Origin of the sequence: Rubrimonas cliftonensis, from assembly GCF_900107585.1 — a bacterium.
GTDB lineage: Bacteria > Pseudomonadota > Alphaproteobacteria > Rhodobacterales > Rhodobacteraceae > Rubrimonas > Rubrimonas cliftonensis.
This window is the reverse complement of the sequence record NZ_FNQM01000001.1, coordinates 363,112-387,242: the sequence shown is the minus strand read 5'-3', so window position 1 is coordinate 387,242 and position 24,131 is coordinate 363,112. Positions and strand designations below refer to the sequence as shown.

19 protein-coding genes are annotated in these 24,131 nt (G+C 71.9%); 7 read left to right on the top strand and 12 right to left on the bottom strand.

Features of this window, described 5'->3' with window-relative positions:
• Positions 1–142 precede the first annotated feature (142 nt).
• From lpxC to recN, 3 genes are all read left to right on the top strand, one after another.
• Positions 143–1,051 (top strand): UDP-3-O-acyl-N-acetylglucosamine deacetylase, encoded by a 909-nt coding sequence (lpxC, locus tag BLW43_RS01760; protein WP_093247774.1) that lies wholly within the window; start codon positions 143–145, stop codon positions 1,049–1,051.
• Positions 1,052–1,175: 124 nt separating this feature from the next.
• Positions 1,176–2,024, top strand: a complete 849-nt coding sequence (locus BLW43_RS01755) for an outer membrane protein assembly factor BamD (RefSeq protein ID WP_093247773.1) — start codon at positions 1,176–1,178, stop codon at positions 2,022–2,024.
• Positions 2,025–2,034: 10 nt separating this feature from the next.
• Complete coding sequence (gene recN / locus BLW43_RS01750; protein ID WP_093247771.1) at positions 2,035–3,684, top strand: DNA repair protein RecN; 1,650 nt, start codon at positions 2,035–2,037, stop codon at positions 3,682–3,684.
• Positions 3,685–3,705: 21 nt separating this feature from the next.
• Here recN and BLW43_RS01745 read toward each other — a convergent pair whose 3' ends face one another.
• The 4 genes from BLW43_RS01745 to BLW43_RS01730 form a co-directional block, all read right to left on the bottom strand.
• The gene (locus BLW43_RS01745) at positions 3,706–6,873 is read right to left on the bottom strand and encodes an efflux RND transporter permease subunit (protein ID WP_093247770.1); all 3,168 of its coding nucleotides are present in this window, start codon (positions 6,871–6,873) and stop codon (positions 3,706–3,708) included.
• Positions 6,870–7,988, bottom strand: coding sequence for an efflux RND transporter periplasmic adaptor subunit (locus BLW43_RS01740; protein WP_093247769.1), 1,119 nt, complete (start codon positions 7,986–7,988; stop codon positions 6,870–6,872). The genes BLW43_RS01745 and BLW43_RS01740 overlap by 4 nt, the downstream gene beginning before the upstream one ends.
• A 93-nt stretch (positions 7,989–8,081) precedes the next feature.
• Positions 8,082–9,224 (bottom strand): DNA cytosine methyltransferase, encoded by a 1,143-nt coding sequence (locus BLW43_RS01735; RefSeq protein WP_093247768.1) that lies wholly within the window; start codon positions 9,222–9,224, stop codon positions 8,082–8,084.
• A 92-nt stretch (positions 9,225–9,316) separates the two neighbouring features.
• Positions 9,317–9,700 carry a DUF2177 family protein gene (locus tag BLW43_RS01730; protein ID WP_093247766.1) on the bottom strand — a complete coding sequence of 128 codons (384 nt, stop codon included), beginning with the start codon at positions 9,698–9,700 and terminating at the stop codon, positions 9,317–9,319.
• A 63-nt stretch (positions 9,701–9,763) separates the two neighbouring features.
• Here BLW43_RS01730 and BLW43_RS01725 point away from each other — a divergent pair, with 63 nt between their 5' ends.
• Complete coding sequence (locus BLW43_RS01725) at positions 9,764–10,198, top strand: tellurite resistance TerB family protein (protein WP_093248166.1); 435 nt, start codon at positions 9,764–9,766, stop codon at positions 10,196–10,198.
• A 38-nt stretch (positions 10,199–10,236) separates the two neighbouring features.
• Here BLW43_RS01725 and BLW43_RS01720 read toward each other — a convergent pair whose 3' ends face one another.
• The 5 genes from BLW43_RS01720 to BLW43_RS01700 form a co-directional block, all read right to left on the bottom strand.
• Positions 10,237–11,478, bottom strand: a complete 1,242-nt coding sequence (locus BLW43_RS01720; RefSeq protein ID WP_093247764.1) for a flagellar basal body P-ring protein FlgI — start codon at positions 11,476–11,478, stop codon at positions 10,237–10,239.
• A 7-nt stretch (positions 11,479–11,485) separates the two neighbouring features.
• A complete protein-coding gene (locus BLW43_RS01715) occupies positions 11,486–12,520 on the bottom strand; it encodes a flagellin (protein WP_093247763.1) in 1,035 nt (344 codons plus the stop codon).
• A 3-nt stretch (positions 12,521–12,523) separates the two neighbouring features.
• Positions 12,524–14,056, bottom strand: coding sequence for a flagellar hook-associated protein FlgK (flgK, locus tag BLW43_RS01710; RefSeq protein WP_093247762.1), 1,533 nt, complete (start codon positions 14,054–14,056; stop codon positions 12,524–12,526).
• A gap of 40 nt (positions 14,057–14,096) precedes the next feature.
• Entirely contained in the window at positions 14,097–15,527 is a 1,431-nt protein-coding gene (locus BLW43_RS01705; RefSeq protein ID WP_093247761.1) for a flagellar hook protein FlgE, read from the bottom strand.
• Positions 15,528–15,613: 86 nt separating this feature from the next.
• On the bottom strand, positions 15,614–16,549 hold the full coding sequence (locus BLW43_RS01700; RefSeq protein ID WP_093247759.1) for a flagellar motor protein MotB: 936 nt from the start codon (positions 16,547–16,549) through the stop codon (positions 15,614–15,616).
• Positions 16,550–16,698: 149 nt separating this feature from the next.
• Between BLW43_RS01700 and BLW43_RS01695 the strand changes: the two genes are divergently transcribed.
• The 3 genes from BLW43_RS01695 (at position 16,699) to BLW43_RS01685 (ending at position 20,791) form a co-directional block, all read left to right on the top strand.
• Positions 16,699–17,643 (top strand): flagellar motor switch protein FliM, encoded by a 945-nt coding sequence (locus BLW43_RS01695; RefSeq protein ID WP_175478712.1) that lies wholly within the window; start codon positions 16,699–16,701, stop codon positions 17,641–17,643.
• Positions 17,644–17,714: 71 nt separating this feature from the next.
• On the top strand, positions 17,715–18,749 hold the full coding sequence (locus BLW43_RS01690; protein WP_175478711.1) for a YcaO-like family protein: 1,035 nt from the start codon (positions 17,715–17,717) through the stop codon (positions 18,747–18,749).
• Between the two features lie 80 nt (positions 18,750–18,829).
• A complete protein-coding gene (locus BLW43_RS01685) occupies positions 18,830–20,791 on the top strand; it encodes a BTAD domain-containing putative transcriptional regulator (protein ID WP_139283951.1) in 1,962 nt (653 codons plus the stop codon).
• Here the strand turns inward: BLW43_RS01685 and BLW43_RS01680 are convergent.
• From BLW43_RS01680 to BLW43_RS01670, 3 genes are all read right to left on the bottom strand, one after another.
• Positions 20,780–21,244: a hypothetical protein gene (locus BLW43_RS01680; protein ID WP_093247754.1), complete on the bottom strand. Its 465-nt coding sequence runs from the start codon at positions 21,242–21,244 to the stop codon at positions 20,780–20,782. The two genes, BLW43_RS01685 and BLW43_RS01680, sit on opposite strands and share 12 nt — an antisense overlap.
• A 41-nt stretch (positions 21,245–21,285) precedes the next feature.
• The gene (locus BLW43_RS01675) at positions 21,286–22,827 is read right to left on the bottom strand and encodes a peroxidase family protein (protein WP_093247752.1); all 1,542 of its coding nucleotides are present in this window, start codon (positions 22,825–22,827) and stop codon (positions 21,286–21,288) included.
• 295 nt (positions 22,828–23,122) lie between these two features.
• Positions 23,123–24,124 carry a DMT family transporter gene (locus BLW43_RS01670; protein ID WP_175478710.1) on the bottom strand — a complete coding sequence of 334 codons (1,002 nt, stop codon included), beginning with the start codon at positions 24,122–24,124 and terminating at the stop codon, positions 23,123–23,125.
• Positions 24,125–24,131 lie beyond the last annotated feature (7 nt).

Here is a 24,131-nt window from a genome sequence, read left to right as displayed (position 1 = left end):
AACAATAAAAACAATTGCTTGAGGCGATGTTTCAGGCCGTAACAATGATTGAATTGTGCGGCGCGGGACACGCAGGCAGCTTATCCACACATAAAAAGAGCGTTGAGGCCCGAATGGGCCCTGTCGAAACGAGGACAAGAAAATGCAGGCGACTGTCGCACGTTCGCTCGTCTTCACCGGCGTCGGCCTCCATGGCGGCGCGCCCGTGCGCATGGTGGTGCGTCCCGCGGCGCCAGGCGAGGGCGTGCGCTTCCATCGCGTCGACGTGGCGGACCGCGATCCGCTCGTGCATGCGCGGTTCGATGCGGTCGTCGATGCTCGGCTCTGCACCATGATCGGCAACGCCGACGGCGTGACCGTCTCGACCGTCGAGCATGTGATGGCCGCGCTGGCGGGCATGGGCGTCGACAACGCGCTGATCACCATCGACGGCCCCGAGGCGCCGATCCTCGACGGCAGCGCGCAGCCTTTCGTGGACGCCATCGCCGCCGTCGGCCTCGCCTATCAGGCCGCGCCGCGCCGGGCGCTCCGGGTGCTCAGGGCGGTGCGGGTCGAGAACGGGGCCGCCTCGGCGGCGCTCAGCCCCGCCGCGGCCCCGACCGTCGCCTTCGACATCGACTTCGCCGACGCGGCCATCGGGCGGCAGACCTGCGCCTTCGCCGTGACCCCCGAGATCTTCTCGCATGAACTCGCCGACTGCCGGACCTTCGTGCGCCGGACGGACATCGACGCGCTGCGCGCGGCGGGCCTCGCGCTCGGGGGCGGCCTGCACAACGCGGTCGTCGTGGACGGCGCCGCGGTGCTTAACCCCGAGGGCCTGCGCCGGCCCGACGAGTTCGTGCGCCACAAGGCGCTCGACGCGGTGGGCGATCTCGCGCTCGCCGGCGGGCCGATCCTGGGCGCCTACCACGGCGTGCGCGCCGGCCACGCGATGACAAACGCGCTGCTGCGCGCACTCTTCGCCGACCGCTCGGCGTGGCGCTGGGAGCCCGCGCCGCCGCGCGCGGACGCCGGCGGCGCCGTCGCCGCGGAGCGCATGGCGGCGGAGTGATCGGGCCATCGAGCGGGCCGCGGCCGCGCTCGGCCGCGCCAGTCTCGCGCCTTGCTGAGCGATGTGCTAACCGCATCCCGACCGCCCCGTAGCGGCGCATCGAGAGGCGAAGCGAGACAGCCCGATGGAGCGACCCCCGACCTGCGCCGCGCGCGCGAAAACCTTCCGTCTGGCGGCCGTCCTCGCGGCGGCGCTCGGCGTCGCGTCGTGCGGCGACGACGAGATTCCCATCGAACTCCGGTCGGCGGAGGCGATCGTCGCCGAAGCGGACGCGCTGGCGGCGGAGGGCGAGCCGCTTCAGGCCGCCGCGCTCTATGACGAGATCGAGCGCCTCTATCCCTACTCGCAGCTGGCCAAGACCTCGATTCTCCGCGGCGCCGAGGCGTATTATCAGGGCGGCGCCTATGATCAGGCCCGGCTCGCCGCCGAGCGGTTCCTGGCCTTCTATCCGGCCGATCCCGCCGCGGCGCGGGCGCAGTATCTCATCGCCAACACCTGGTACGATCAGATCGTCGACGTGGGCCGAGATCAGGGCGCGACGCGCGAGGCCCTCGCCGCGCTGCGCGAGGTGGTCAACCGCTACCCCGACACGGAGTACGCCCGCGAGGCGCAGCTCAAGCTTGACCTCACCCAGGACCATCTCGCCGGCAAGGAGATGGAGATCGGGCGCTACTACCTGAAGAACCAGCACTATGTCGCTGCGATCAACCGCTTCCGCGCCGTGGTGGAGGACTATCAGACCACCTCGCACACGCCCGAGGCGCTGCATCGCCTCGTGGAGGCCTACCTGCGGCTCGGGGTGGTCGGCGAGGCGCAGACGGCGGCGGCGGTGCTGGGCGAGAACTTCCCGGGATCGACATGGTACGCCTCGAGCTTCGACCTGCTCACCGGCGCAAACACCGCGCCGCGGATGAACTCCAACAGCTGGCTCGCGCGAAGCTGGCGGCAGGTGGTGCTCGGAGAATGGCTCTGAGGCGCCGCAGGTGCTCGTAAGTCTCGCCATCCGCGACATCGTTCTGATCGAGGCGCTGACGCTCGATCTCAGGCCCGGCCTCAACGTGCTGACCGGCGAGACGGGGGCCGGCAAGTCGATACTGCTCGATGCGCTGGGGCTGGCGCTGGGGCGCCGCGGGCGGGCGGACATGCTGCGCCCCGGCGCCGCCGAGGGCTCTGTGACGGCGGCGTTCGAAATCGGGGACGGCCACCCCGCCCAGGCGCTGCTGCGCGACATGGGGATCGGCGCCGCCGAGGACGTGCTGATCCTGCGTCGCGTGCTGGGGGCTGACGGGCGCGCGCGCGGTTTCGTGAACGACCAACGGGCGAGCGCCGAGGCGATGCGGGCGATCAGTGAGACGCTGGTGGAGATCCATGGCCAGCATGACGACCGTGGGCTTCTGAACCCGGCCGCGCACCGCGCGCTGCTGGACGCCTTCGCGGGGCTGGATCTCGGGCCGGTCCGCGCCGCCTGGGGGGCGCTGCGGGCGGCGGAGGGCGCGCTGGACGCGGCGCGGCTGGCGCTGGCGGCGGCCGAGGCGGAGGGGGACTTCCTGCGCCATGCGGTCGCGGAGCTCGACGCCTTCGCGCCGCAGCCGGGAGAGGACGCCGCGCTCGACGCCGGGCGGCGGCGGATGCAGGCGGCGGCGCGCATCCGCGAGGATGTCGAGAAGGCCGCCGCCGAGCTGGGCGGGCAGGGCGCCGAGGGCGCCATGGCCAACGCCGCGCGTCGGCTGGAGCGCGCCGCCGAGCTTGCCGGCGGGCGGCTGGACGAGGGCGTGGCCGCCATCGACCGTGCGCTGGCCGAGCTCGCCGAGGCGCAGGCCGCCGTCGACGCGGCGCTGGAGGCGCTGGAGTTCGACCCGCTGGCGCTGGAGCGCGGTGAGGAGCGGCTGTTCGCCCTGCGCGCCCTGGCCCGCAAGCACGATGTCGGGCCCGACGACCTGGCGACCCTCGCCGAGGCGTTGCGCGGCCGGCTCGCGGCGCTCGAGACCGGCGCCGAGCGGCTGGCCGAGCTCGACGCCGCCGCCGCCGCCGCGCGCGCCGCCTACGACGCCGAGGCCGGGCGGGTCGGCGCGGCGCGGCGCGCGGCGGCGGCGCGTCTGGACGCCGCCATGGCCGCGGAGCTGCCGCCGCTGAAGATGGAGCGCGCGCGCTTCCTCACCGAGGTCTCGCCGGGCGAGCCCGGGCCGGAGGGCGCCGACCGCGCCGCCTTCACCATCTCCACCAACCCCGGCGCCGCGCCGGGGCCGATCGACCGCATCGCCTCGGGCGGCGAGCTCTCGCGATTCCTGCTGGCGCTCAAGGTCTGCCTCGCGGCGCGCAGCGACGGGGTGACGCTGATCTTCGACGAGATCGATCGCGGCGTCGGCGGCGCGACGGCGGACGCGGTGGGCCGCAGGCTCGCCCGGCTGGCGTACGCCGCGCAGGTGCTTGTCGTCACGCACTCGCCGCAGGTCGCGGCCCGCGGCGCGCATCACTGGCGCATCGAGAAGCGCATGGCGGGCGGCGCCATGCGGACCATGGTGCTGCCGGTCGCGGAGGCCGAGCGCACCGACGAGATCGCCCGGATGCTGGCGGGCGAGACCGTGACGGACGGCGCCCGCGCCGCGGCGCGGGAGCTTCTCGCCGCCGTCTGAGGGCGCGCCTCTCGCCGGGCCTCAGTGCGCCGCGCCTGGCGCCGCCTCGCGCGCCCCGCCCGGGAACAGCCGCCTGAGGGCGACGAAGAACACCGGCGTCAGGAACAGGCCGAACAGCGTCACCCCGATCATCCCCGAAAAGACCGCCGTGCCGAGCGCCTGCCGCATCTCCGCGCCGGGCCCCTGGGCGATGACGAGCGGCACGACGCCGAGGATGAAGGCGAAGGCGGTCATAAGGATCGGCCTCAGCCGCAGCCGGCACGCCTCAACAGCGGCGTCGGCGGGGCCGGCTCCGCGCTCCTCCATCGCCTGCTTCGCGAACTCCACGATCAGGATGGCGTTCTTGGCCGCGAGCCCCACCAGCACGATCAGGCCGACCTGGGTCAGCACGTTGTTGTCCATGCCGCGGAAGTCGACGCCGATGAGCGCGGCGAAGATCGAGAGCGGCACGATCAGCATGATCGCCAGCGGCAGCACCCAGCTTTCATACTGCGCCGCGAGCACGAGGAACGCGAAGAGCACCGACAGGGCGAAGATGTAGGTCGCCGTGTCGCCCTGCTGGCGCTCCTGCAGCGCCAGCTCGGTCCATTCGTAGCTGACGCCGGCGGGGGCGACGCGCTCGGCAAGTTCCTCCATCGCGATCAGTGCGTCGCCGGTGGAGACGCCCGGCGCGGCCTCGCCCTGCACCGGCACCGAGGTCTGGAGATTGTAGCGCTGGATGAGCTGCGGGCCCGCCGTCTCGCGCACCTCGACCAGCGTGCCGAGCGGCACCAGAGCGCCTGAGGCGCTGCGCACCTTGAGCGTGCGGATGTCGTCGACTTCCAGCCGGAAGCCGGCGTCCGCCGCCAGCCGCACCTGGAACTGGCGACCGAAGGCGTTGAAGTCGTTGACGTAGTAGGCGCCGAAATTGGTCGACAGCGCCTCGAACAGGTTCGGAATCGGCACGTTGAGGATCTGCGCGCGGACCCGGTCGATGTCGAGATAGAGCTGCGGCGTGCTCGCGGTGAAGGTCGTGAAGACGCTCTGCAGCCGTTCGTCCTGCGACGCCGCGCCGGCCAGCGCGCGCGCCGTCTGGAGCACGCGGCCGATGCTCGCGCTCTCCTCGTCCTGGAGTTGGAGCTTGAAACCGCCCGAGTTGCCCACGCCGCGCACCGAGGGCGGCGGCACGGCGATGATGAACGCCTCTCGGATCTGCTGCATGGCGCCGAAAAGCGAGCCGATGACGCGGCCGGAGGGCAGGCCCTCGGCGATGCGCTCCTCGAAGGGTGCGAAGGTGGCGAAGATCACGCCCTGGTTGGTCGCGTTGGTGAAGGTCGCGCCGGAGAAGCCGGCGAAGGCCACGGCGCTCTCGACGCCGGGCACGCCTAGCGCGATATCGGTCGCCCGCTTCATCACGGCGTCGGTGCGGTCTAGCGCGGCGCCGTCAGGCAGCTGGACGACGACGATGGCGTAGCCCTGGTCCATCGGGGGAATGAACCCGGTCGGCACCTTCTGTAGCATGAACCAGACGCCGGCGAGCAGCACCGCAAAGACGGCGAGCATGGCCAGCAGCGCCGTCCAGCTTCCCACCAGCAGCCCGATCAGCCGGGCGTAGCGGTCCGACAGCCAGTCGAAGCCGCGGTTGAAGCCGCCCGCCAGCGCCGAGCCGAGGCGCGCCACGGGGTTGCGCGGCCGGTCATGGCCGTCGCCGTGCGGCTTCAGCAGGATCGCCGCCAGCGCCGGCGACAGCGACAGCGAGTTCAGCGCCGAGATCGCCATGGCGACCGACAGCGTCACGGCGAACTGGGTGTAGAACTGCCCGGTGATGCCCGGCACGAAAACCGTCGGCACGAACACCGCGATCAGCACCAGCGCCGTGGCGATGAGCGCGCCGGAGACCTCGGTCATGGTGCGGTGAGCCGCCTCCCGCGGCGACATGCCCTCGGCCATGTTCCGCTCGACGTTCTCGACCACCACGATGGCGTCGTCGACGACGATGCCGATGGCCAGCACCAGGCCGAACAGCGTCAGCAGGTTCAGCGAGAACCCCAGCAGCAGCATCGCCGCGAACGTGCCGACGAGCGACACGGGAATGGCGACGATGGGAATGAGCGCAGTGCGCCAGCTCTGCAGAAACACGAGGATGACGATGATCACGAGTACGACCGCTTCGAGGATCGTCTTGTAGACCTCGGTGACGGAGGCCTCGATGAACTCGGTCGGGTTGTAGACGACGCGATACTCCAGGCCGGGCGGAAAGTCCTGCGAGAGCGTCTCCATGGTCGAGAGGATCTCGGCCGCGGTGTCGAGCGCGTTCGAGCCGGGCCGCTGGAAAATGCCCAGCGCGACGGCCTCGGTGTTGTCGAGATAGGAGTTGTTGGCGTAGTCGCGCGCGCCGAGCTCCACGCGCGCGACGTCGCGCAGTCGGACGATGCGGCCGTCCTCGCTGGCGCGGACGATGACGCTCTCGAACTGGCTCGGCCGGTCGAAGCGGCCCTGGGTGATGACGCTGACCTGAAAGGCCACGTCGAGGTCGTTGGGCGCCTGCCCGAGCGCGCCGCCGGCCACCTGCACGTTCTGCGCGCGCAGCGCGTCAACCACGTCCCCGGCGGTCAGACCCAGCGAGGCGAGCTTGTCGGGGTCGGTCCAGATGCGGGCGGCGAACTCGCGCTCGCCGAAGATCTGCACGTTTCCCACGCCCTCCAGCCGCACCAGCCGGTCGCGCGCGCGGGAGCGGGCGTAGTTGGAGACGTAGAGCTGGTCGAAAGTCCCGTCAGGCGACAGCATGTGCACGACCATCATCAGGTCGGGCGAGGACTTGGTGGTGGTGACGCCTAGGCTGCGCACCTCCTCCGGCAGTCGCGATTCCGCCACAGAGACGCGATTCTGCACCAGCACCTGCGCCTGGTCGAGGTCGACGCCGAGGTTGAACGTCACGGTCACGCTCACCGCGCCGTCAGCGGTGGAGTAGGACGAGAGGTAGAGCATCCCCTCGACGCCGTTGATCTCCTGCTCCAGCGGCGTCGCCACCGTCGAGGCAAGCGTCTCGGCGTCCGCGCCCGGATATGTGGCGCGCACCACGATCGAGGGCGGCGCGATCTCGGGATACTGCTCGACCGGAAGCTGGAAATACGCCAGCAGGCCGAGCAGGGTCAGCACGATCGAGACGACGGACGCGAAGATCGGCCGGTCGACAAAGAAATGGGTCATTCAGCCTGCTCCGCGACCGGCGGCAGCGTCACGATCTCCGGTGAGACCGTGGCGCCTGGGCGGGCGCGCATCAGGCCCTCGATCACCAGCGTCTCGGAGCCGTCGAGGCCCTCGCGCACCACGCGATAGCCGTCGATGCGCGGGCCGGGGCGAACTTCGCGCGGCGTCACCTTGCCCTCGCCGTCCACCAGCATCACGAGCCGCCGGTTCTGGTCGGCGACGACCGCCGCATCGGGGATCAGAACGCCCTCATAGGGCAGCGAGCCGGGCACGTTGATGCGGCCGAAGAGACCCGGCTGCAGCTCGCCATCCGGGTTGGGCAGGATCGCGCGGACGCGCATCGTCCCGGTCTGCTCGTCGAGCCGGTTCTCGGCGAAGTCGAGCTCGCCGGAGTGCTTCTCGCCGTCCGACAACGTCACGACGACGGGCAGGCCGCCGGCGCCGCGCTGGAGCGAGGCGCCGCGCGTGCGCGCGTCGCGGGCGTAGGCGAGGAAATAGCGCTCGTCGATGTCGAAATAGAAGTGGATGGGGTCGAGCGAGACGATGTTGGTCAGCACCGTGCTGTTGGCGTTGACGAGGTTCCCCGGCGTCACCAGCTCGCGCCCGATGACGCCGGCGATCGGGGCTGCGATGTTGGTGAAGTCGAGGTCGATCTGGGCGGACTTCAGCGCCGCGCGGGCGCGTTCGCGCTCGCCGCGCGCCGAGAGGAAGGCCTCGCGCCGCTCGTCGACGGTGCTCTGGGCGATGTTGCCGTTCGCCAGAAGGCGTTCGGCGCGCTCGAGCTGCTCGCTTGTGAACGCGTAGGAGGCCTCGGCGACGTCGATCTGCGCCGCCGCCTGATCGAGCGCCGTCTGGAACGTTCGGGCGTCGATCGTGAACAGAAGGTCGCCCTTCGCCACCACCGAGCCGTCGGTGAAGTGCACGCCGTCGAGATAGCCGTCGATCCGGGCGCGCACGTCCACGGCGGCGACGGCGTCGAAGCGGCCAACGAACTCGTCGTCCTCCACGATCTCCTTCACCACCGGCTTCGCCGCGGTGACCTGCGGCGGCCCGTTCTGCGCCGACGCCATGGCGGCGGACAGGACGACAGCGACGATTGATGTCGGAAGGCGCATGGGCTGCTCCCCAAGAGCGACTATTTCGGGACTTGTTAGGGCGCCATGGCGCACTGCACAACCGCGATGTGGGGTGGTCTTACATCAAGGCCGTCATGCGACCGACTGCAGTGCGCCCGCCGGCGCCGCGGCGAGCATCGGCTCGAAGAGCGCGGCGCGCAGATGGGCGACCACGTCGACCGCGACGCCGTCGCCAGTGAGATGGCAGGCGTCGGACAGGCGGGCGGGAAGGCGGTAGCCGTCGGGCAGGCCCATGAGGCGCGCCATCTCGCGCGCCGAGAGCAGGCGCGAGCGGACGTCGCGCCCCTCCACCACCAGAAGGGTCTGACGGCTGGAGCCGCCGCCGGGCGTGCGCAGGCAGCCGGCGAGGCCGTCGAAGCGTATCTCGGCGCGCTGGATGCGGGCGCCCGTCTCGTCGCGACGGGTGCGGCGGTAGACGCAGCCGGCCATCCGCGCGCCTGTCGCGGCGGCGGCCTCGACGCGCGCGCGGTGCGCCGGCGCCATCAGCGAGAGCAGCCGCGCGGTGTGTTCGGGGGTGCGCCAGGGCGCGTCCGAAGGGTCGTCCTCGAGGATGTCGGCGAGTGTGGTCGCGCGCGGCGGCGGCGGCGGCAGCCGCCACCAGACCAGCGCCTCGCGCAGCGCCGCCGGCAGCGCGTCGACGGCGCGCACGAGGCCGGCGGCATGGAACGGCCCCTCGGGCCGCGGCGCGGTGAGCGCCGGGTCCGGCGCGCCGCGAAAGCCGATGACGAACAGCCGCGGGCGCGACTGCGGCGTGAACAGCGCCGCGTCGATCACCAGGGCGCCGGGCCGGTAGCCGTGGCCGAGGAACGTCTCGCAGATGGCCCGGAAATCCGCGCCGCCGGCGGAGGTCAGCGTCCCGACGACATTCTCCACGGCGACGATGCGCGGCGCGCGGCCCTGCGCGGCCAGACCGTCGATGACGCGCCAGAACGGGTAGAACGCGCCGGATCGTCCGCCGGCGAGCCCGGCGCCGGCGCCGGCCAGGGAGAGATCCTGACAGGGAAAGGACGCCCAGGCGAGATCGGCGCGGCCGGGGACCATGTCCGGCGCCACCTCGGCGACATCGCCGACCCGCAGCGCCTCGGCGCCCCAGTTGCGGACGTAGGATTCCGCCTTGCGGGGGTCGAAGTCGTTGGCGAAGGCGCAGGTCCAGCCCGCGCCGAGCCCGGCCCGCACCATGCCGCCGCCGGCGAAGAATTCGTGGAAGACCGGCATCGCCGCCTTTCGTCGCACCCGCGCGGCCGTCGCCGACCGCGCGCACAGACTGCCCCGGCGCGCGCCCGCCCGTCCAGCGCGGAAAGCGCCGCTCAGCCGACCAGCGCCACGGCCCCGGCCGCCGCCGCGCCGCTCAGCAGCGCGCCCCAGACGGTGTCCAGCGCGGCCATCCCGACGGTCCAGCCCTTCAGGGTCGCAAGATTGGTCGCCTCGTAGGCCCCATAGGCGCACAGGCCCAGCAAAGCGCCGTCGACGAAGGCCGCGCCGGGGTCTCCCGCGGCGGGGGCCGCAGCGAAATAGACGATGCCGGCGCAATAGCCGACGTAGAACAGCGCGGCGACACCCAGCCGCGGCTCCTCCAGCATGAGTGCGCCGACCTGTCGGCGAAAGAACGGTCCCGCCACGGCCTTGAGCCAGACGGCGTCGACGGCGAGAAAGATCGCGGTGACGGCGAGGTAGAGGGCGAAGTGGGTCAAACGGGGGTCTCCCTTGGCGGCGCGGCGCTTGGAGGCGCGGCGCTCCTCGGATATATGCCGCCCATGATAGATTTCCTTCGCAGGATCGCCGGCGCGCCGCAAACCCCGCCGAGCCAGCCCGGCGCCGACGAGGCCGTGGCGGCGCTGCTGGTCGAGGCCGCGCGCGCGGACGCCGACTACACCGCCGACGAGGCCGCCGCCATCGAGCGGATGCTCGCCGTCATGTTCACTCTGGACGCCGCGGCCGCCGCCGAGGCGCGGGCGCGCGGCGAGGCCGCGCAGGCCGGCGCGGCTGACGTCGTGCGGTTCACGCGGGTGCTCAAGACGCAGATGAGCGGCCCGGAGCGCGGCGCGCTGATGGAGGCGCTGTGGCGCGTCGTCCTGAGCGACGGCGAGCGCGACCCCCATGAGGACGCGCTGATGCGCAAGCTCGCGCCGCTGCTGGCCCTGACCGACCGCGAGAGCGCGCAGGCCCGCCAGCGCGCGGCAGGGGGCTGAGGCCGGCGCGCGAACCGGGAGCGGCCCGGCCTCGTCGCCTACTGGACGACGAACTCGGCGTGGAGCGCGCCGGCGAGCTTGATCGCCTTGAGGATGTCGATCATGTCGCGCGGGCCGACGCCCAGCGCGTTCAGCCCGCCCACGAGGTCGGCAAGCGTCACCGCTTCGTTGACGAGGGCGAGGCCAAGGCCCGGGTCCTCCTGGATGTCCGCCTCCGTTCGGGGCACCACCACGGTCTCGCCGTTGCGGGCGAAGGGGTTGGGCTGCGAGACGATGGGCTGCTCGTTGACGCGCAGGATGATGTTGCCCTGGCTGACGGCGATGCGGCTCACGCGCACGTCCGAGCCCAGAACGATGGTTCCCGAGCGGTGGTCCACCACGACGCGCGCCTTCTGCGACGGCGCGACCTCGATGTTCTCGATGGACGCGATCACCTCCGCCGGCGTGAAACCGCGGGCCGCGGAGACGTCGAGCTCGACGGTGCCGGAATCGAGCATGTGGGCGATGCGCCGGCCGAAGACGCCGTTGACCGCGGCGGCGATGCGGGCGGCGGTGGTGAAGTCGGCGTCGCGCACGGCGAGGCGGATCTGGCTCATGCGCTCGAAGTCGAACACGACCTCCCGCTCGACCCTCGCCCCGCCCGGCACGGTGCCGGCGGTCGGCACGCCCTGGGTGACGAAGGCGGCCTCGCCGCCGGCCCTCGCGCCGCCGGAGATCACCGAGCCCTGGGCCACGGCGTAGATGTCGCCGTCGGCGCCGTTGAGCGGCGTCATGATGAGGGTGCCGCCCAGCAGGCTCTTGGCGTCGCCGATGGTCGACACGGTGACGTCGATGCGCGAGCCGGCGCGCGCGAAGGCCGGCAGGGTGGCCGTCACGAGCACGGCGGCGACGTTGCGCGGCCGGAACTGCTCGCCGGTGACGTTGACGCCGAGGCGCTCCAGCAGGCTGGAGAGCGCTTCCTCGGTGAAGGGGGAGTTTCGCAGGCCGTCTCCGCTGCCGTCGAGGCCGACCACGAGGCCGTAGCCCACGAGGTCGTTGCCGCGGACGCCTTCGAACTCCACGAGATCCTTGATCCGCGCGGCGCCCTCTCCGGCGGCGGGGCCGGGGTCCACGACGAAGTTCGAGCCGGCGCGGCCGCCGGCCGGTCCGTTCGGGCCGTCGTAACCGCCGTCGGCGAAGCCGGTCCTGGGCGCCAGGGCCAGTGCGATGGCGGCGGCGCGCGAAAGGAATGCGCCTGCCGCGCGGAGCGTCGGGGCCTTCTGGCCCGCCTGATCGGTCATGGGCTCCTCAGCGCAGATAGTTGACGAAGGAGAGGTTCGCGGCGCGGGCGGTGATGGCGTAGAGCGCCTCGAGCTGGGTCTCGATGCGGCGCAGCCGCGTCGCGGCCTCGAAGTCGTCGACGCCGATCATCCCGTTGCGGGCGAGGGTGAGCGTGGTGCGCTCGGACTGCTGGGCGACGGCGGTCTCCTCGATGCGGGCCTCGGCGGCGCCGAGATCGCCGCGCAGCAGCGACACGCCGACGTCGCCGGTCGAGAGCGCCTGCCCGGCGGCGGCGCGGATCACCTCCGCATCCACGCCCGCGTAGCCTGACTCCTCGGCCAGCGCCGCCAGCGCATATCCCTTCATGAGGTCCAGCAGGGCGGGGTCGTCGGCGCGCACGGCGTAGTCGAGCCGCTCGCCGTCGTCCAGCGACACGCCCGGCGCCACGCCGGCGACGACGTCGGGATAAATCACTGCGCCGACGATCGTGGTCGGGGCGGCGCTGGCGGGGTCGAAGTAGTCGTCGATCCGGGCGAGCGCCTGCTGGGGCGTCTCGCTGAGGCTGATCGAGGTGGCGAAGATCGCGCGCACTTCGTTCAGCAGCGTGTCCGCGCTCGAGACCGCCGGGCTGTCGACCGCGGCGCCGGCGAAGAGGGCGCGTCCGCCAGGGGCCGTGTTCAGCGTGAAAATGACCTCCTGGAGCGCGGCGCCGGCCTCCGCCGCGCGGGCGGCGCGCACGGTGGCGCCGATGTTCGAGGCGTTGTCGAGCTGGCCCGCCCCGATGCGCGCGGCGTCCGCCTGCACGCGCGCCAGCGCGGTCTGCGTGATGCCCGCCCTGCCCATCGCGAGCGCGAGCTGCGGCGCGCGCTCCTCGATCTCGCGGATGTGGCGGTCGAGCGACATCAGCTGCGCTGTGTCGCCGCCGAGCGCCGAGACGCGATCCGCCTTCTCGCCCGTCGTCACCTCCTGCTGGGCGATGGCGAGGTCGCGCTTGACGCGCTCATGGGCGGCGGCGGTGAGCCTGCCGGCGAGGATGTCGGGGGCCGAGGCGAAAAGGCTCATGGATCAGATCTCCAGCAGACGGCCGATGAGCCCGTCCACCACCTGCAGCACGCGGGCGTTGGCGGCGTAGGCCTTTTCGATGGCGAGCAGGTCGCGAAGCTCCTTGTCGGTATCGACGGCGGTGACGCGCAGCTCCGCCTCCTGCGTGGCCGCGAAGGCCCCTCCGGCGAAGGCGGCGGACTGCTCGGCGGTCTGGGCGCCGAGTTCGCGCAGGGCGATGATCGACTCGACCCTGCCGACGGTGGAGCGGCCGACGTCGAAGCCGGTCGGGTCGAGCGTCGTGACGGCCGGGAACGCCGAGTCGGGGCTGATGGGCGAGCGCGCCACCCGGCTCGCCGTGAAGGCGTCGACCATGGCCGCCGGCAGCGTCGCGTCGCCCTCCAGCCCGGGGGCGGCGCTGTTGACGCCGTCGCGCAGCCGGCGCAGCGCGCCGCCCTGGGACGGGTCTACGCCGGGGTTGACCACGATGCGGGCGGCTAGGCCCACCTGCTGCTCCGGCGTCAGGGCGAGATCGACGAACGGGCCGCCAACGCCTTCGTCGATGAACAGACCGCCCTCTCCGGCTGCGATCGGGCCGACCACCGCAGGGTTCTGGAACCGCTCGATGAGGTCCGTCGCCAGGGCGTCGAGCTGCGCGGCGAACTCGACGCCGACTTCGTCGCGCACCCTGAAGGCGGCTTCCAGCGAACCGCCGGCGAGCGCGGCGCTGTTGGTCGGCGCGGTCGGCGCGGCTGGCTTGCCGAGGAAGGCCACGTCCGAGAGCGAGCCGGAGGCGAGCGTGTCGGCGTCCGTCACCATGCTGGAGCGGTCGAATTCGAGGGATCGGGCCTTGCCGTCGATCAGCAGGCCGCCGCCATTTGTGTAGAGGGCCACCCGCCCGCCGTCGCGCGGGCTGGCCTTGATGGGGACGATGCCGTTGACGACGTCGATCTGACGGTCGCGCTCGTCCTCCAGCGCAGTGGCGTCCCGACCCGTCGCGCGGGCGGTCACGATCTCGCCGTTGAGCGACTCGATGCGGGCGAGGGCGCGGTTGACCGCCTCCACCTGGCGCGCGATCGAGGTGTCCGCCTCGAGCCGCAGGCTCTGCGCGCCGGCGCTCAGCTCCTGCAGCGTGCGCGCCACGGAGGTCGCGGCGTCCAGCACCTGGGCCTGGATGGCGACCGACTCGGGCGTCTCCGCCAGCGCGCGGAGCGCCGTGTCGAGCTTCTCGTAGCGGTCGGAGAGGGACGCCTGCCCCTCGCCGGGCGCGATCATGTTCGAGATCTTGCGCATGGCCTCGGCCGTGACGCCCTCGCTCTCGGAGCGCGCCTCGGACTGCCGCCGGTCGGCGGTGAGGAAGGCGTCGCCGGCGCGGTTCGGCGCGCTGGTGAGCACGCCCGATCCCACATCGGCGATGACCCGGTTGCTGAGCGTCACGGACCGGGCGGCATAGCCGTCCGTCGCCGCGTTCGCCACGTTCCGCGAGACGATCTCGGAGAGACGGGTGTTGGCCGTCAGCCCCGAGTACGAGTTCGCGAGCGCGCTGTTGATGGTCATTGCGGCCTCCTTGGGCGCGCTGGACCGACTTCAGCCGGTCTCAGCGCTTGAGGTTGGTGGTCTCCTGAAGCATCTCGTCGACCGTCTGGATGATCTTGGCGTTCGATGAGTAGGCGCGCTGGGTCTTGATCAGGTCGGTCAGCTCCTGGGCGATGTCGGTGGTGCTCTCCTCCAGCGCGAAGCTCACCATGCGGCCCGTCGGACCCTCGCCGGCGTTGAAGAAGTAGACGCCGCCCGACTGCGGCGTGATCGTGAAGGCCTGCCCGTCCTCGGCCGAGAGACCGCGCGTGTTCGGCACGGCGCCGACCGGGATCTGGTAGAGCGTGCGGCGGAAGCCCGACTCGAAGATCGCGTCCAGGAAGCCGCGCTGGTTGATCTCGATGCCGATCAGCGGCGAGGCCGGCGAGCCGTTCTTCTCGATCTCGATCACCGTGAAGTCGGTGTCGAGCTGCTGGAAGCCGTCGTTGGTCGTGAGCCGGCCGATGTCGATGGTGATGTCCTGACCGTTCACCGTCGTGCTCAGTTCGCCGGAGGCCGGATCGTAGGCCGTCAGCGTGTCCGTCAGTGCGGTGGTGGCGTCGTCAGGCGTGGCGAATTGCGAGAAGTTGCCGGAGAGCGTGCCGTTCGCCGAGACCTCCTCGATCCGCGTAAGCACGCCGCCGGAGGTTGGCGAGGCGGAGAAGGTCAGCCGGTAGGATGCGATCGGCGTCTCGTTCAGCACCTGGTTGAGCGTACCTTCCTCGTTCGGAAACAGCTCGAAGTTCCACTGGTTGGCCGGCAGCGACGTCTGCGCATAGGGCGTCGTCACCGTCCGGTCGGTGGTGAAGTTCGAGAACTGGATCGACAGCGTGTCGGAGCCGCCGAGCGCGCCGAAATACTCGACCGGAAGTGAAAGCGACTCCCGGTCCGCCGGCGTGGTGGGGCCAGTGACGGAGGAGGGCAGGTTGACCGCGAGCTTGATCTCGGACGTCGGGTCGGAGGCGATGGCGAGGTTCTTGATCTGCACCGGCTCGAGGCCCGCGGAGCTCTCGCGGTTCGGAGGCGTGACCACGCCGTTCGCGTCAGCGGCCCAGCCCATCAGCGTCAGCCCGGTGGCGGACGTCATGACGCCCTGGGCGTCGGGTCGGAACGAGCCCGTGGTGGTCAGCTTGAGCGGCAGGTTCACCGTCTTGTCCACGAGCGAGCGGTCGGTGACCGGCAGGAACCCGCCGCCGCCGATGGCGATGTCGCCGACATTGGTGGTGGAAAGGATCGCGCCGCGCTGGTCGATGTCGCGCACCGTCGTGCCGCGCACGCCGCCAGCATCGTAGCTCGTCGGGCGCTCCGTCATGACGAGGTTGGAGAACTCCACGTCGGCGCGCTTGTAGCCCTTGGTGCCCGAGTTCGCGATGTTGTCCGAAATCGTCGACAGCTTGCTGCCGTTGACGTTCAGCCCCATCACGCCTGCGTTGAGCGCAGAAGAAATACCCATGTAACCGCCTCATCCCATTCTGAGGATCACCGATGACCGCACCCTGCGCGCGGCCATCTTAATTCCCGCCTAACGACGGTTGGTCGTCATTCGCCCTCGGCCTCCGCCGCGGGCTTCCCTTTCGGAACGTCGAAGTGCGCCTCCTGCGGCGGCCTGCGCAGCAGGGTGATCTCGACCCGCCGGTTGCGGGGGTCTTCCGGATCATCCACCAGCGGCTGCGTTCCTGCCTTGCCGGAGACTTCGGAGATGCGGCCGGGGTCGAGCCCCTCCGCGAGCAGGGCGCGGCGCGCGCCGTTGGCCCGGTCGCTCGACAGGCGCCAGTTGCCGTCGTCGCCGTTCACCACGAAAGGCGAGGAATCGGTGTGGCCGGTGATCGCGACGTCGTTATCGACGAGTTTCGCGACGCTTGCGACCATGCCTAGCAGGGCGCGCAGCATCGGGGTCGGCTCCGAACTGCCTGCGGTGAAGAGCGTCTCCCCCTCCGTGTCGAACACCTCGATCACCAGGCCCTCCGGCGTCGTGCGGGTCCGGATGTGGCGCAGCATGGTGTCGGCCACGTCGCTTTCGCCGCTTAGCGATTCGAACGCGGATTCGATGTCGGAGAAGGCCTTCTCGCCCGCGGCGCCTTCAGCGGCGTCGCGCTGCTCCACGCCGTCGGTCTCGGCGGGCTTCTCGCTTGGGCCGTCGTTGCTGGAGACGGAGGAGGAGGTCTCGTCGAGATCCTCCCGCGCATTGGCGGCGCCCCTGCCGCTCGCGGCCTTTGCCCCCATCGCTTCGAGCGAATCGCCCTTGAGCGCGCCGTCGCCGCCGCCGGAAACGGGCGAGATCGGGATGCGCTGCACGAAATACTCGGCGAGACCCTCGCGCTGCTCCTCCGAGGTCGCGTTGAGCAGCCACATCAGGAGGAAGAACGCCATCATGGCGGTGACGAAGTCGGCGTAGGCGACCTTCCAGGCGCCGCCGTGATGGCCGCCGCCCATCACCTTCTTCTTCTTCTTGATGATCGGTCTGAGGTTGGACATGCGCGCTCCCCGTCGCGGCGGAATGCTGGACGGCGCGTGAAGACTGCGCGGGGGGCCGTTGAGAAATCGTGCATCGGCCCAGCCTTGGGCAACGAGCGGTTAACGGCGGGCGGTGCATGCATGTCGCAACGCGAAACGATGGGGGCGGCATGTCGACCGAAGCGGTTCTCCGAAAGAAGATCGACCAGAGCCGGGTTTCGGTGGCTTCCTACCCGAAGCTCAGCGTCCTCGCGGCCAGCCATGCGCGCGAGACGGCGGCGCGGGTGCGTTCGCTGTTCAACACGCCCGCAGACGTCAAGACGGAGGCGAACGCGGTGATTCGAGCCGGCCGCTACCTGCGCGGCCTGCCGGCTCCGACGCTGCTGGGCGTGCTGGAGGTGGACGGCGTGCCGAACTCCGCCGCGTTCCACATGGACGCCGAACTCGTGAGCCATGTGGTCGACATGTCGCTCGGCGGTGATCCGGGCGTCGACAGCTCCTACCCCCAGCGCTCGCAGACCGCGATCGACCTCGCCATGTGCACCCGTTTCGCGAACTCGGTGCTGCAGGCGCTCGACACGGCCGTGCGCACCGTCTGCAAGGGCAAGTCCCTCGGCTACATGCGCTGCATGCGCTTCGAGACGACGCCGCAGATGGCCAACATCGCGCCGGAGCGGTCCGAGGTGATGATCATCAACCAGCGCGTCGAGATCGGCGAGGCCGGGCGCAACGGCTTCTTCGAGCTCGTGCTTCCGCTCTCGGTCGTCGACCCGATCAAGGGCGACCTGATGCAGCACTACGGCTCGCCGTCGTCGCTGAACTCCGACCTGTGGGACAAGCGGCTGCGGCGGAGCCTGCTGCAGTCCGCGCTGACGCTCGACGCCGTCATCGACATGCAGCACCTGCCGCTGGAGCGCCTGTCCACCATGAAGGTCGGGGACGTCATCAAGCTCGGCCACGGCGCCATGGAGCAGCTTGAGCTCGTCATCGACACCCAGCGCGGCAAGCGTTCCTTCGCCGCCTGTCGGCTCGGGGCCAAGGGGTCGCTGAAGGCGGTCAAGCTCGTCTCGGATCCGCCGATCGACCTGATCGACCAGCTCCGGCTCGAGGGCTGACGCAGGGACGGCTTGCCCGCGCCGCGCGGTCGCGCTCTGCTGCGGGGAGAAGCGATCCGGAAAGCGGCGCCGTGCCAGAGCATCTCCCGAAGGACGACCCCGAGGCGCTGCTGCGCTGGGCGGGGGAGGATGATGTGGACCTGCGGCGCCTGTCGACGCTCGCGCCCCGGCTCGACGCTCTCTTCGCGCTGCCGTCGCCGACCGCGCCGCTGGCGGTCGTGGTCGGCGCCGTGTTCGCCGGAGCCGGGGCGCGCTTCAACGCCGCCGGCGTCGGCGCCAGCCGCCGCGCCGCGCTCGGCGGCTGTCTTGGCGAGGCGGCGGAGACGCTGGCGCAATGCGTCGCGGCGAAGCCGCGCCTGCGGGCGCCGCTCGGCGCCGCCGGGATCGGCCTGTCCGTCGCGGAGCAGGCCGTCTGCGCCGCGCGATTGAGCGCCATGGGCCTCGATCCGCGCGCGCCGCTCGACTGGATCGACGCCGAGATCGACGACGCCCCGGCGCTCGCGCCCGCGGCGCTGGCGATCAGGACGGCGCCCGCCAGTCCGCAGGCGCCGCGCGCAGGGCCGCCGCTGAGCGTCGGCTGCGCGGCCGGCGTCACGCCGACCGCGGCGCTGCGCGCGGCTGCGCTCGAACTCTTCGAACGCCACGCCATGGCCGGTTTCCGTCGCCATGGCGCGTGCAGCTTCGACGCCGATGCGGCCGAAGCCGGCGCCGCGACGCTCGCGCGCCTCGGCAGGCCGGCCGCCGCGCCGCCCGTCGCGCTGTTCAGGATCGATCGCGACTGCCATCCGCTGCCGGTGGTCGCGGCGTTCTCGGAACTCGGCGAGGGCGCGGCTGCCGGCGAGACCGCCGCCGAGGCGGCCTGCGCCGCCGCGCGCGAACTCGTCGCGGCGGAGACCGGCGCGCTCTTCGCGGCGCGCCGGGGCGGCCTCGCGCCGCCTCGAGGGCTTCCGGCGGGCGCGGCGTGGCCGGGGCGACGGCCCGGAGCCTTCGAACTGGGCGCGGCGCTCGCCGACCTTGCGCACCCGGTTCGCCGCGTGACGCTTGAGGCGCCTCTGGGCGCTGCAACCGTAGTCAAGCTGATCTGTTTCGCCCTCGATCCGGGCTGAAATTGCGCGTGTCGCCTACGCCAGTGGCGCGGCTGCGGAGAAAGTCCTAACGTCCCGCCATGGGGCGTCCAGGACGAGAGATGGTGCAGGAACGGTGGCGGAAAAGCGCGACGGCGGCGCATGAAATCAGGGTGATCGGCGGCTTCGCGCTCTTGGGCGCCGACGGCCCCGTAGACCTGCGCAACCGCAAGGCGCAGGCGATCGTCGCGCATATCGCCCTGTCGAGCCCTCCCGTGCAGCCGCGCGAGCGCCTCGCCTTCGCGCTGTGGAGCGAGCGCGCGGCGGAGCAGGCGCGGCAGTCGCTGCGGCAGACGCTGCACGACCTGCGGCGCGCCCTCGGCGCCGCCTTCGACGAGCTGGTGGACGTGCGCCGCGACGCGGTGGGACTGCGGCACGAAGCCTTCACGGTCGACGTGCTGTCGCTGGTCGACGCGCTCGAAGCCGGCGCGCCGCCGCCGTCGGACATCGACTGGGCCGCGTTGCCGCAGGCGATCCTGCCTGGTTTCGACGAGGTGGACGGCGTTTTCGGGGAATGGCTGGCCGCGCGCCGCATCGCCCTGATCGACCGGGTGACGGCCGGGCTCGAACATCGGCTGACCGATGCGGACGACGACGCCGCGCGCCACGCCGCCCAGGCCCTTCAGGCGCTGGAGCCGAGCCACGAACCCGCCTGCCGCCGCCTGATGGAGAGCGACGCCGCCCGCGGCGATCTTCGCGGGGCGCTCAAACGCTACGCCGCGCTCTGGGATCTGCTCGACGACGAATTCGCGGCGGAGCCCTCGCCCGAGACCCAGGCCCTTGCGGTGAAGCTGAAATCGATCGAGGCGCCGCCGCCGGCGGCGGTCGCCGGCGGCCGGCCGGCGCTGACGCTCAGCATGGGCGAGTTCCGGCTGGACGGCGTCGACGAACGGCACGGCTACCTCGTGCGCGGCTTCCGGCAGGATCTCATCGCCTCGCTGACGCCCTACCGCGAATGGGTCGTCGTGGAGCCCGGCGAGGGGGCGCCGCCGCCGCGCGCCGACGGCGTCTACGAGATCGAGGGCCTCGCCTTTCCCAGCCGCGACGGCGTGCGCCTGAACGTGACCCTGAAGGAGAGCGCCGCGCGGCGCTTCATCTGGGGCCAGCAGGACATCGACCTGACCATCATGCGCTGGTTCGAGACATGCCGCGTCACGACGCGCCGCATCGCCGCCGCGCTGGACGTGCGCATCGCCGGCGACCGGCTGGCGCGGCGCTCGGACGTCGCCGACGTCTCGCTGCCGCTCTACGACAAGCTGCTGAAGGCGCGCGACCTGATGGCGCAGTGGACGCCCGAGGCCGACCAGCGCGCCGAGGCGATCTTCCGCGACATCCTGCGCGCCGATCCCGGCTTCTCGCGCGCGCAGATCGGCATCGCCAAGATCATGAATTCCGGCCATATCGTGTTTCCCGGCGTGCGCCGCCTGCGGCCGGGCGAGTCCGAGGCGGTGCGTCTGGCGCAGGCCGCGGTCGACGCCGATCCGCTCGACTCCGAGGCGCTGCTCTGTCTGGGCTGGTCGCTGGCGATGGCGGGCCGCTGCGACGAGGCTGTGGCGCCGCTGCTCGCCTCATGCGAGGCAAATCCCACGAGCCCCAGCAAGCTCGCCTCCGCAGCGGACGCGCTCGCCAACTGCGGCGCGCAGGCCGATGCTGAGCGCTACGCGCAGACCTCGCTCGACCTCGATCTCGGGGCCTCGCGCCTGAACTGGGGTTATCGCGTCGCCGTCCACCTGCACGGCGGGCGCCTGGAGACCGCCGTCGAGGCGGCGCGCCGAAGCCAGTCGACCATACCGCTCGCGGGCGGATACGAGGCCGTCGCGCGGGCGCGCATGGGCGATCTCGCCGGCGCGAAGGAGGCCTGGGCGCGATACTGCGGATGGGTCCGCAGCCGCTGGAAGGGGGCCGAACCGCCGGAGGACGCCGCCATCGCCCGATGGTTCGTGGCGGCGCCCCCGATGGTCCCGCTTCTCAGAAGCGCTCTTGTCGAAACGGTTTCGCTGGTGTCGCCCGTTTCAGCGGCATGAGGAAAAGACGTAGTCCGCGATGCGGCTGTCGAGGAAGTCGCCGTTGCTCATCTTGTAGGAGCTGTCGCGGATGTAGTCGTAGTAGAACTGGTGCGTGTAGATGCGGCCGCCCTGACGCCCCGCGTCGAATGCGATCGCAAGGTTCCGGCCCTCCGCCAGCAGCTCCGGATCGGGCATCCGCAGGGTGATCCGCTTGGGCGTGTGCCATGCGTAGTCGAGCGCGGCGTCCTTTTCGATCCCGATCATCTCGATGACGCCATGGATGCGCCAGGTGCGGGTGCCGGCGTCGTAGACGGCCGTCATAGCCTCGACGCCCAGCGCGTCGTTGACGAACTCCGCGAGGCCGTGGAGCAGGCCCTCCACGGAGCTCGGGCGACCGTCGGGATGCAGCGCCAACTTGGAGATGTAGGCGCCCACAAGCTGGTGCTGCATGACGTTCATGTTGACAGGCATTTCGGGTCTCCGTCGTTTGGCGGCTCTGGGCCTGCCGATCTTCACCGAGTGAGGCGGGCGAGAAGCTGCGACATCTCCGCCGGGCGGGGCGAGCCGCCGTCGTCGCCGAAGACCTTTGCGATGTCGTTGTCCAGCCCCGAGACTTCCTCGACGTCGCGCAGGGTGGCGTCCCGCGCGGCGTGGAGCGGTTCGGCGACGATGGCGCCTCCCATCACGCCGTAGCGCGCCCGGTCGCCACCCCCGACCGCCGCCGGCGCCGCCGCCTCGACCATGAGGAAGAGGTAGAGCGGCGGGTCCGAGCACAGGTTCGCCAGATAGGGCTTCAGCGTCGTTTCGCCGTCGATCCAGTCTAGCATCGCCTTGCCGCGCGCGGCGGCGTCGAAGGCGAGCCACTCCTTCGCGCCGGGCGTCCCGCCGAAGCCCGGCGCGATCGCCGCGCCGAGCGCCGCGACGTTGAGCAGGCCGGCGTCCATGCCGCGCACGAGGTCGCGCAGGATGAGATGCGCGCCGCGCTTGCGCGGGTAGTCGTCGTCCAGCAGTCCGGGCGCCTCGGCGAGAAAGACGTTCACATGGGGGCCGAAGGGCTGCGCCCCCTGCGCCGAAGGCCCGAAGAAGCGCGACCAGTCGAGCGGCCACGCGCGCCCTTCGGCGAAGGCGTCCGGGTCGCGCCGCGTGGTGTGGCGGATCATCGAGCGGACGTTGATCGCCATGCCCCCGTTGACCGCCGGCCCGATGGCGTAGTCGGCGCGCACGAGCGCGTGGCCGGTGCGGAAGGCCGCATGGCTGAATTCCACCGGCATGTCGTCGGTCTCAAGCGCCGGGCTGTCGAGCCGCAGGCCGCCGGCGTAGGCGGCGGCGACGTCCGGGCGCAGGAGCCTCGGGAGCAGGTCTCCGAACACCAGCCCGCGATAGACCGCGCGGGTGACGCGGCGCGCCGCCTCGAAGCGGGCCTCGGGCTCGGCGTAGTCGGTCAGCCTGCGCATCGCGACGTTGTGCAGGCGGATGAAGGCGCCGGCGACCTGCGCGACCACCGGGTTCTCGTCGTTGCGGATGTCGGCGGCGCAGAGCGTCTGCCCGCTCGCGCCGCCCATCCGCGCGAGGGTGCGCTGGCCGGGCGAGACGCCGGGCCCGAAGGCGCCGTAGCGCAGACGGAAGCGGGCGAACGCGTCGTCGCCCGCCTGGTAGAGGCCCGGTTCGCGCTCCGGGCCTTCGCCGTAGATCGTCTCGAGCATCAGCCGGCGGCGGCGCAGCGCCACGTCGGGCACGGAGCCGGGCGGATACTCGGCCTCCTCGGTGGAGAACTGCATGTCGTGGGCGACGAACTGCGCCAGATAGGTGTAGCCGGCGGGGAAGGGCGAGGGCGCCTCGGAGGGCCGCGCGCCCATCATCCGCTGCGCCACCGCCGCCAGCATCCGCTCCGTCTCGCTGGCGCAGCCCTCGCCGCGCCAGCGCTCGGGCTCGTCTGCCTCATGGAGGTTGAACATGTTGCGGAACCCCGCCGCGGGGCGCGCGGGAAGCCGGGCGTCGCGGGCGTCGTGGCGCAGGCTTTCGGGCAGGGAGCGACGGAACATCTGAACCGACATGGCGCGTCCTCGTGGGGTCTGCTTTCGTTAACGAAGCGTTAAGCGCGCAAGCGTCAGAGAAACGTCAGAGCGCGCCGAAGGCTCGCGCGCGACCGAAGGCGCGGGCTGCGGCGCGGGCTGACGGCGCGAAAAGCCGGGGCCGACGCGCGATACCCGCGCGCGACGGACCCCGCAGGGCCGCGCGGCCTGACGGGCCGGCGCGGGGCGACGGGGGCGGAGGCCTGGGGCGAAAGCCCGGCGTCCGGATGCGAGGACGGGAGACCCCGTCGCCGCCTGCATCATGGCGCGGCCGGCGTCAGCGCCGCGTCAGCCCGCCGTCTCGCGGCGCCCCGAGCGCCGGGCCATAAGCCCGCCGCGCCGCCGCGCGCTCCCGGTGCACGACGACGAGCCCGGCGCCGACGATGACCGCGACGCCGGCCCAGGTCATCGGCCCCGGCAGGTCGTCGAACACCAGCCACCCCACCGTGACCGCCGTGACGATCTCGAGATACTGCAGGGGCGCCAGCACGCCGGCCGGCGCGCGCTGGAACGCGGCAGCGATGGCGAGATGCGCGACGGTCGCGCAGGCGCCCATGCCGACGAGATAGAGCCCGGTCTCCACGCCGAAGGCGCGCACCGCGAAAGTCTCCGACCCCGTCGCGAAGCCGAGCCCGAGCGCCGCCGCCATCGCCAGGCCGCCGACGAGGCCCGACCAGAACTGCATCGTGACCGGGTCGCTGCGCGCGCCGTGGCGCCGGGTCAGGGCGAGGTAGAGCGCGAAGAACACCGCCGTGCCCAGCGGCGCCGTCACGACCCAGCCGACTTCGGAGAACCCCGGCTGCGCCACCAGCATCGCGCCGCCGAGGCCGGCCAGGCAGGCGAGGCGTCGCCGCCAGCCCACCGTCTCGCCGAGCATCGGCCCGGCCAGCAACGTCAGGATCAGCGGCGAGACGAAGACGATGGCCAGCGCGTCGGCGAGCGGCATCACGGCGATGGCGGTGAAGAAGCAGGTCGTCGCGGCGGCCAGCATCGCGCCGCGCCCGGCATGGATCGCCCATTCCGCGCGGTCGGGCAGGCGCAGCCGTCCGCGCAGCGCCAGCACCGGCGCCAGAAACACCGTCTGCAGCGCGAAGCGGGCGAAGGCGGTCTGGGCGGCGGTCGCTTCCGGCGCGGCGAGCTTCGCGAACATGTCGAGCAGCGGCGCGATGGCGGCGAAGACCAGCATGAAGCCCACGCCGGCCATCAGGCCGGGCGCCGGCACCGCCGCCATGGGCGTCGCCGGGGGAGGCGCGGTCGTGGGGTCTGCGGCGGCCACCATGCGCATC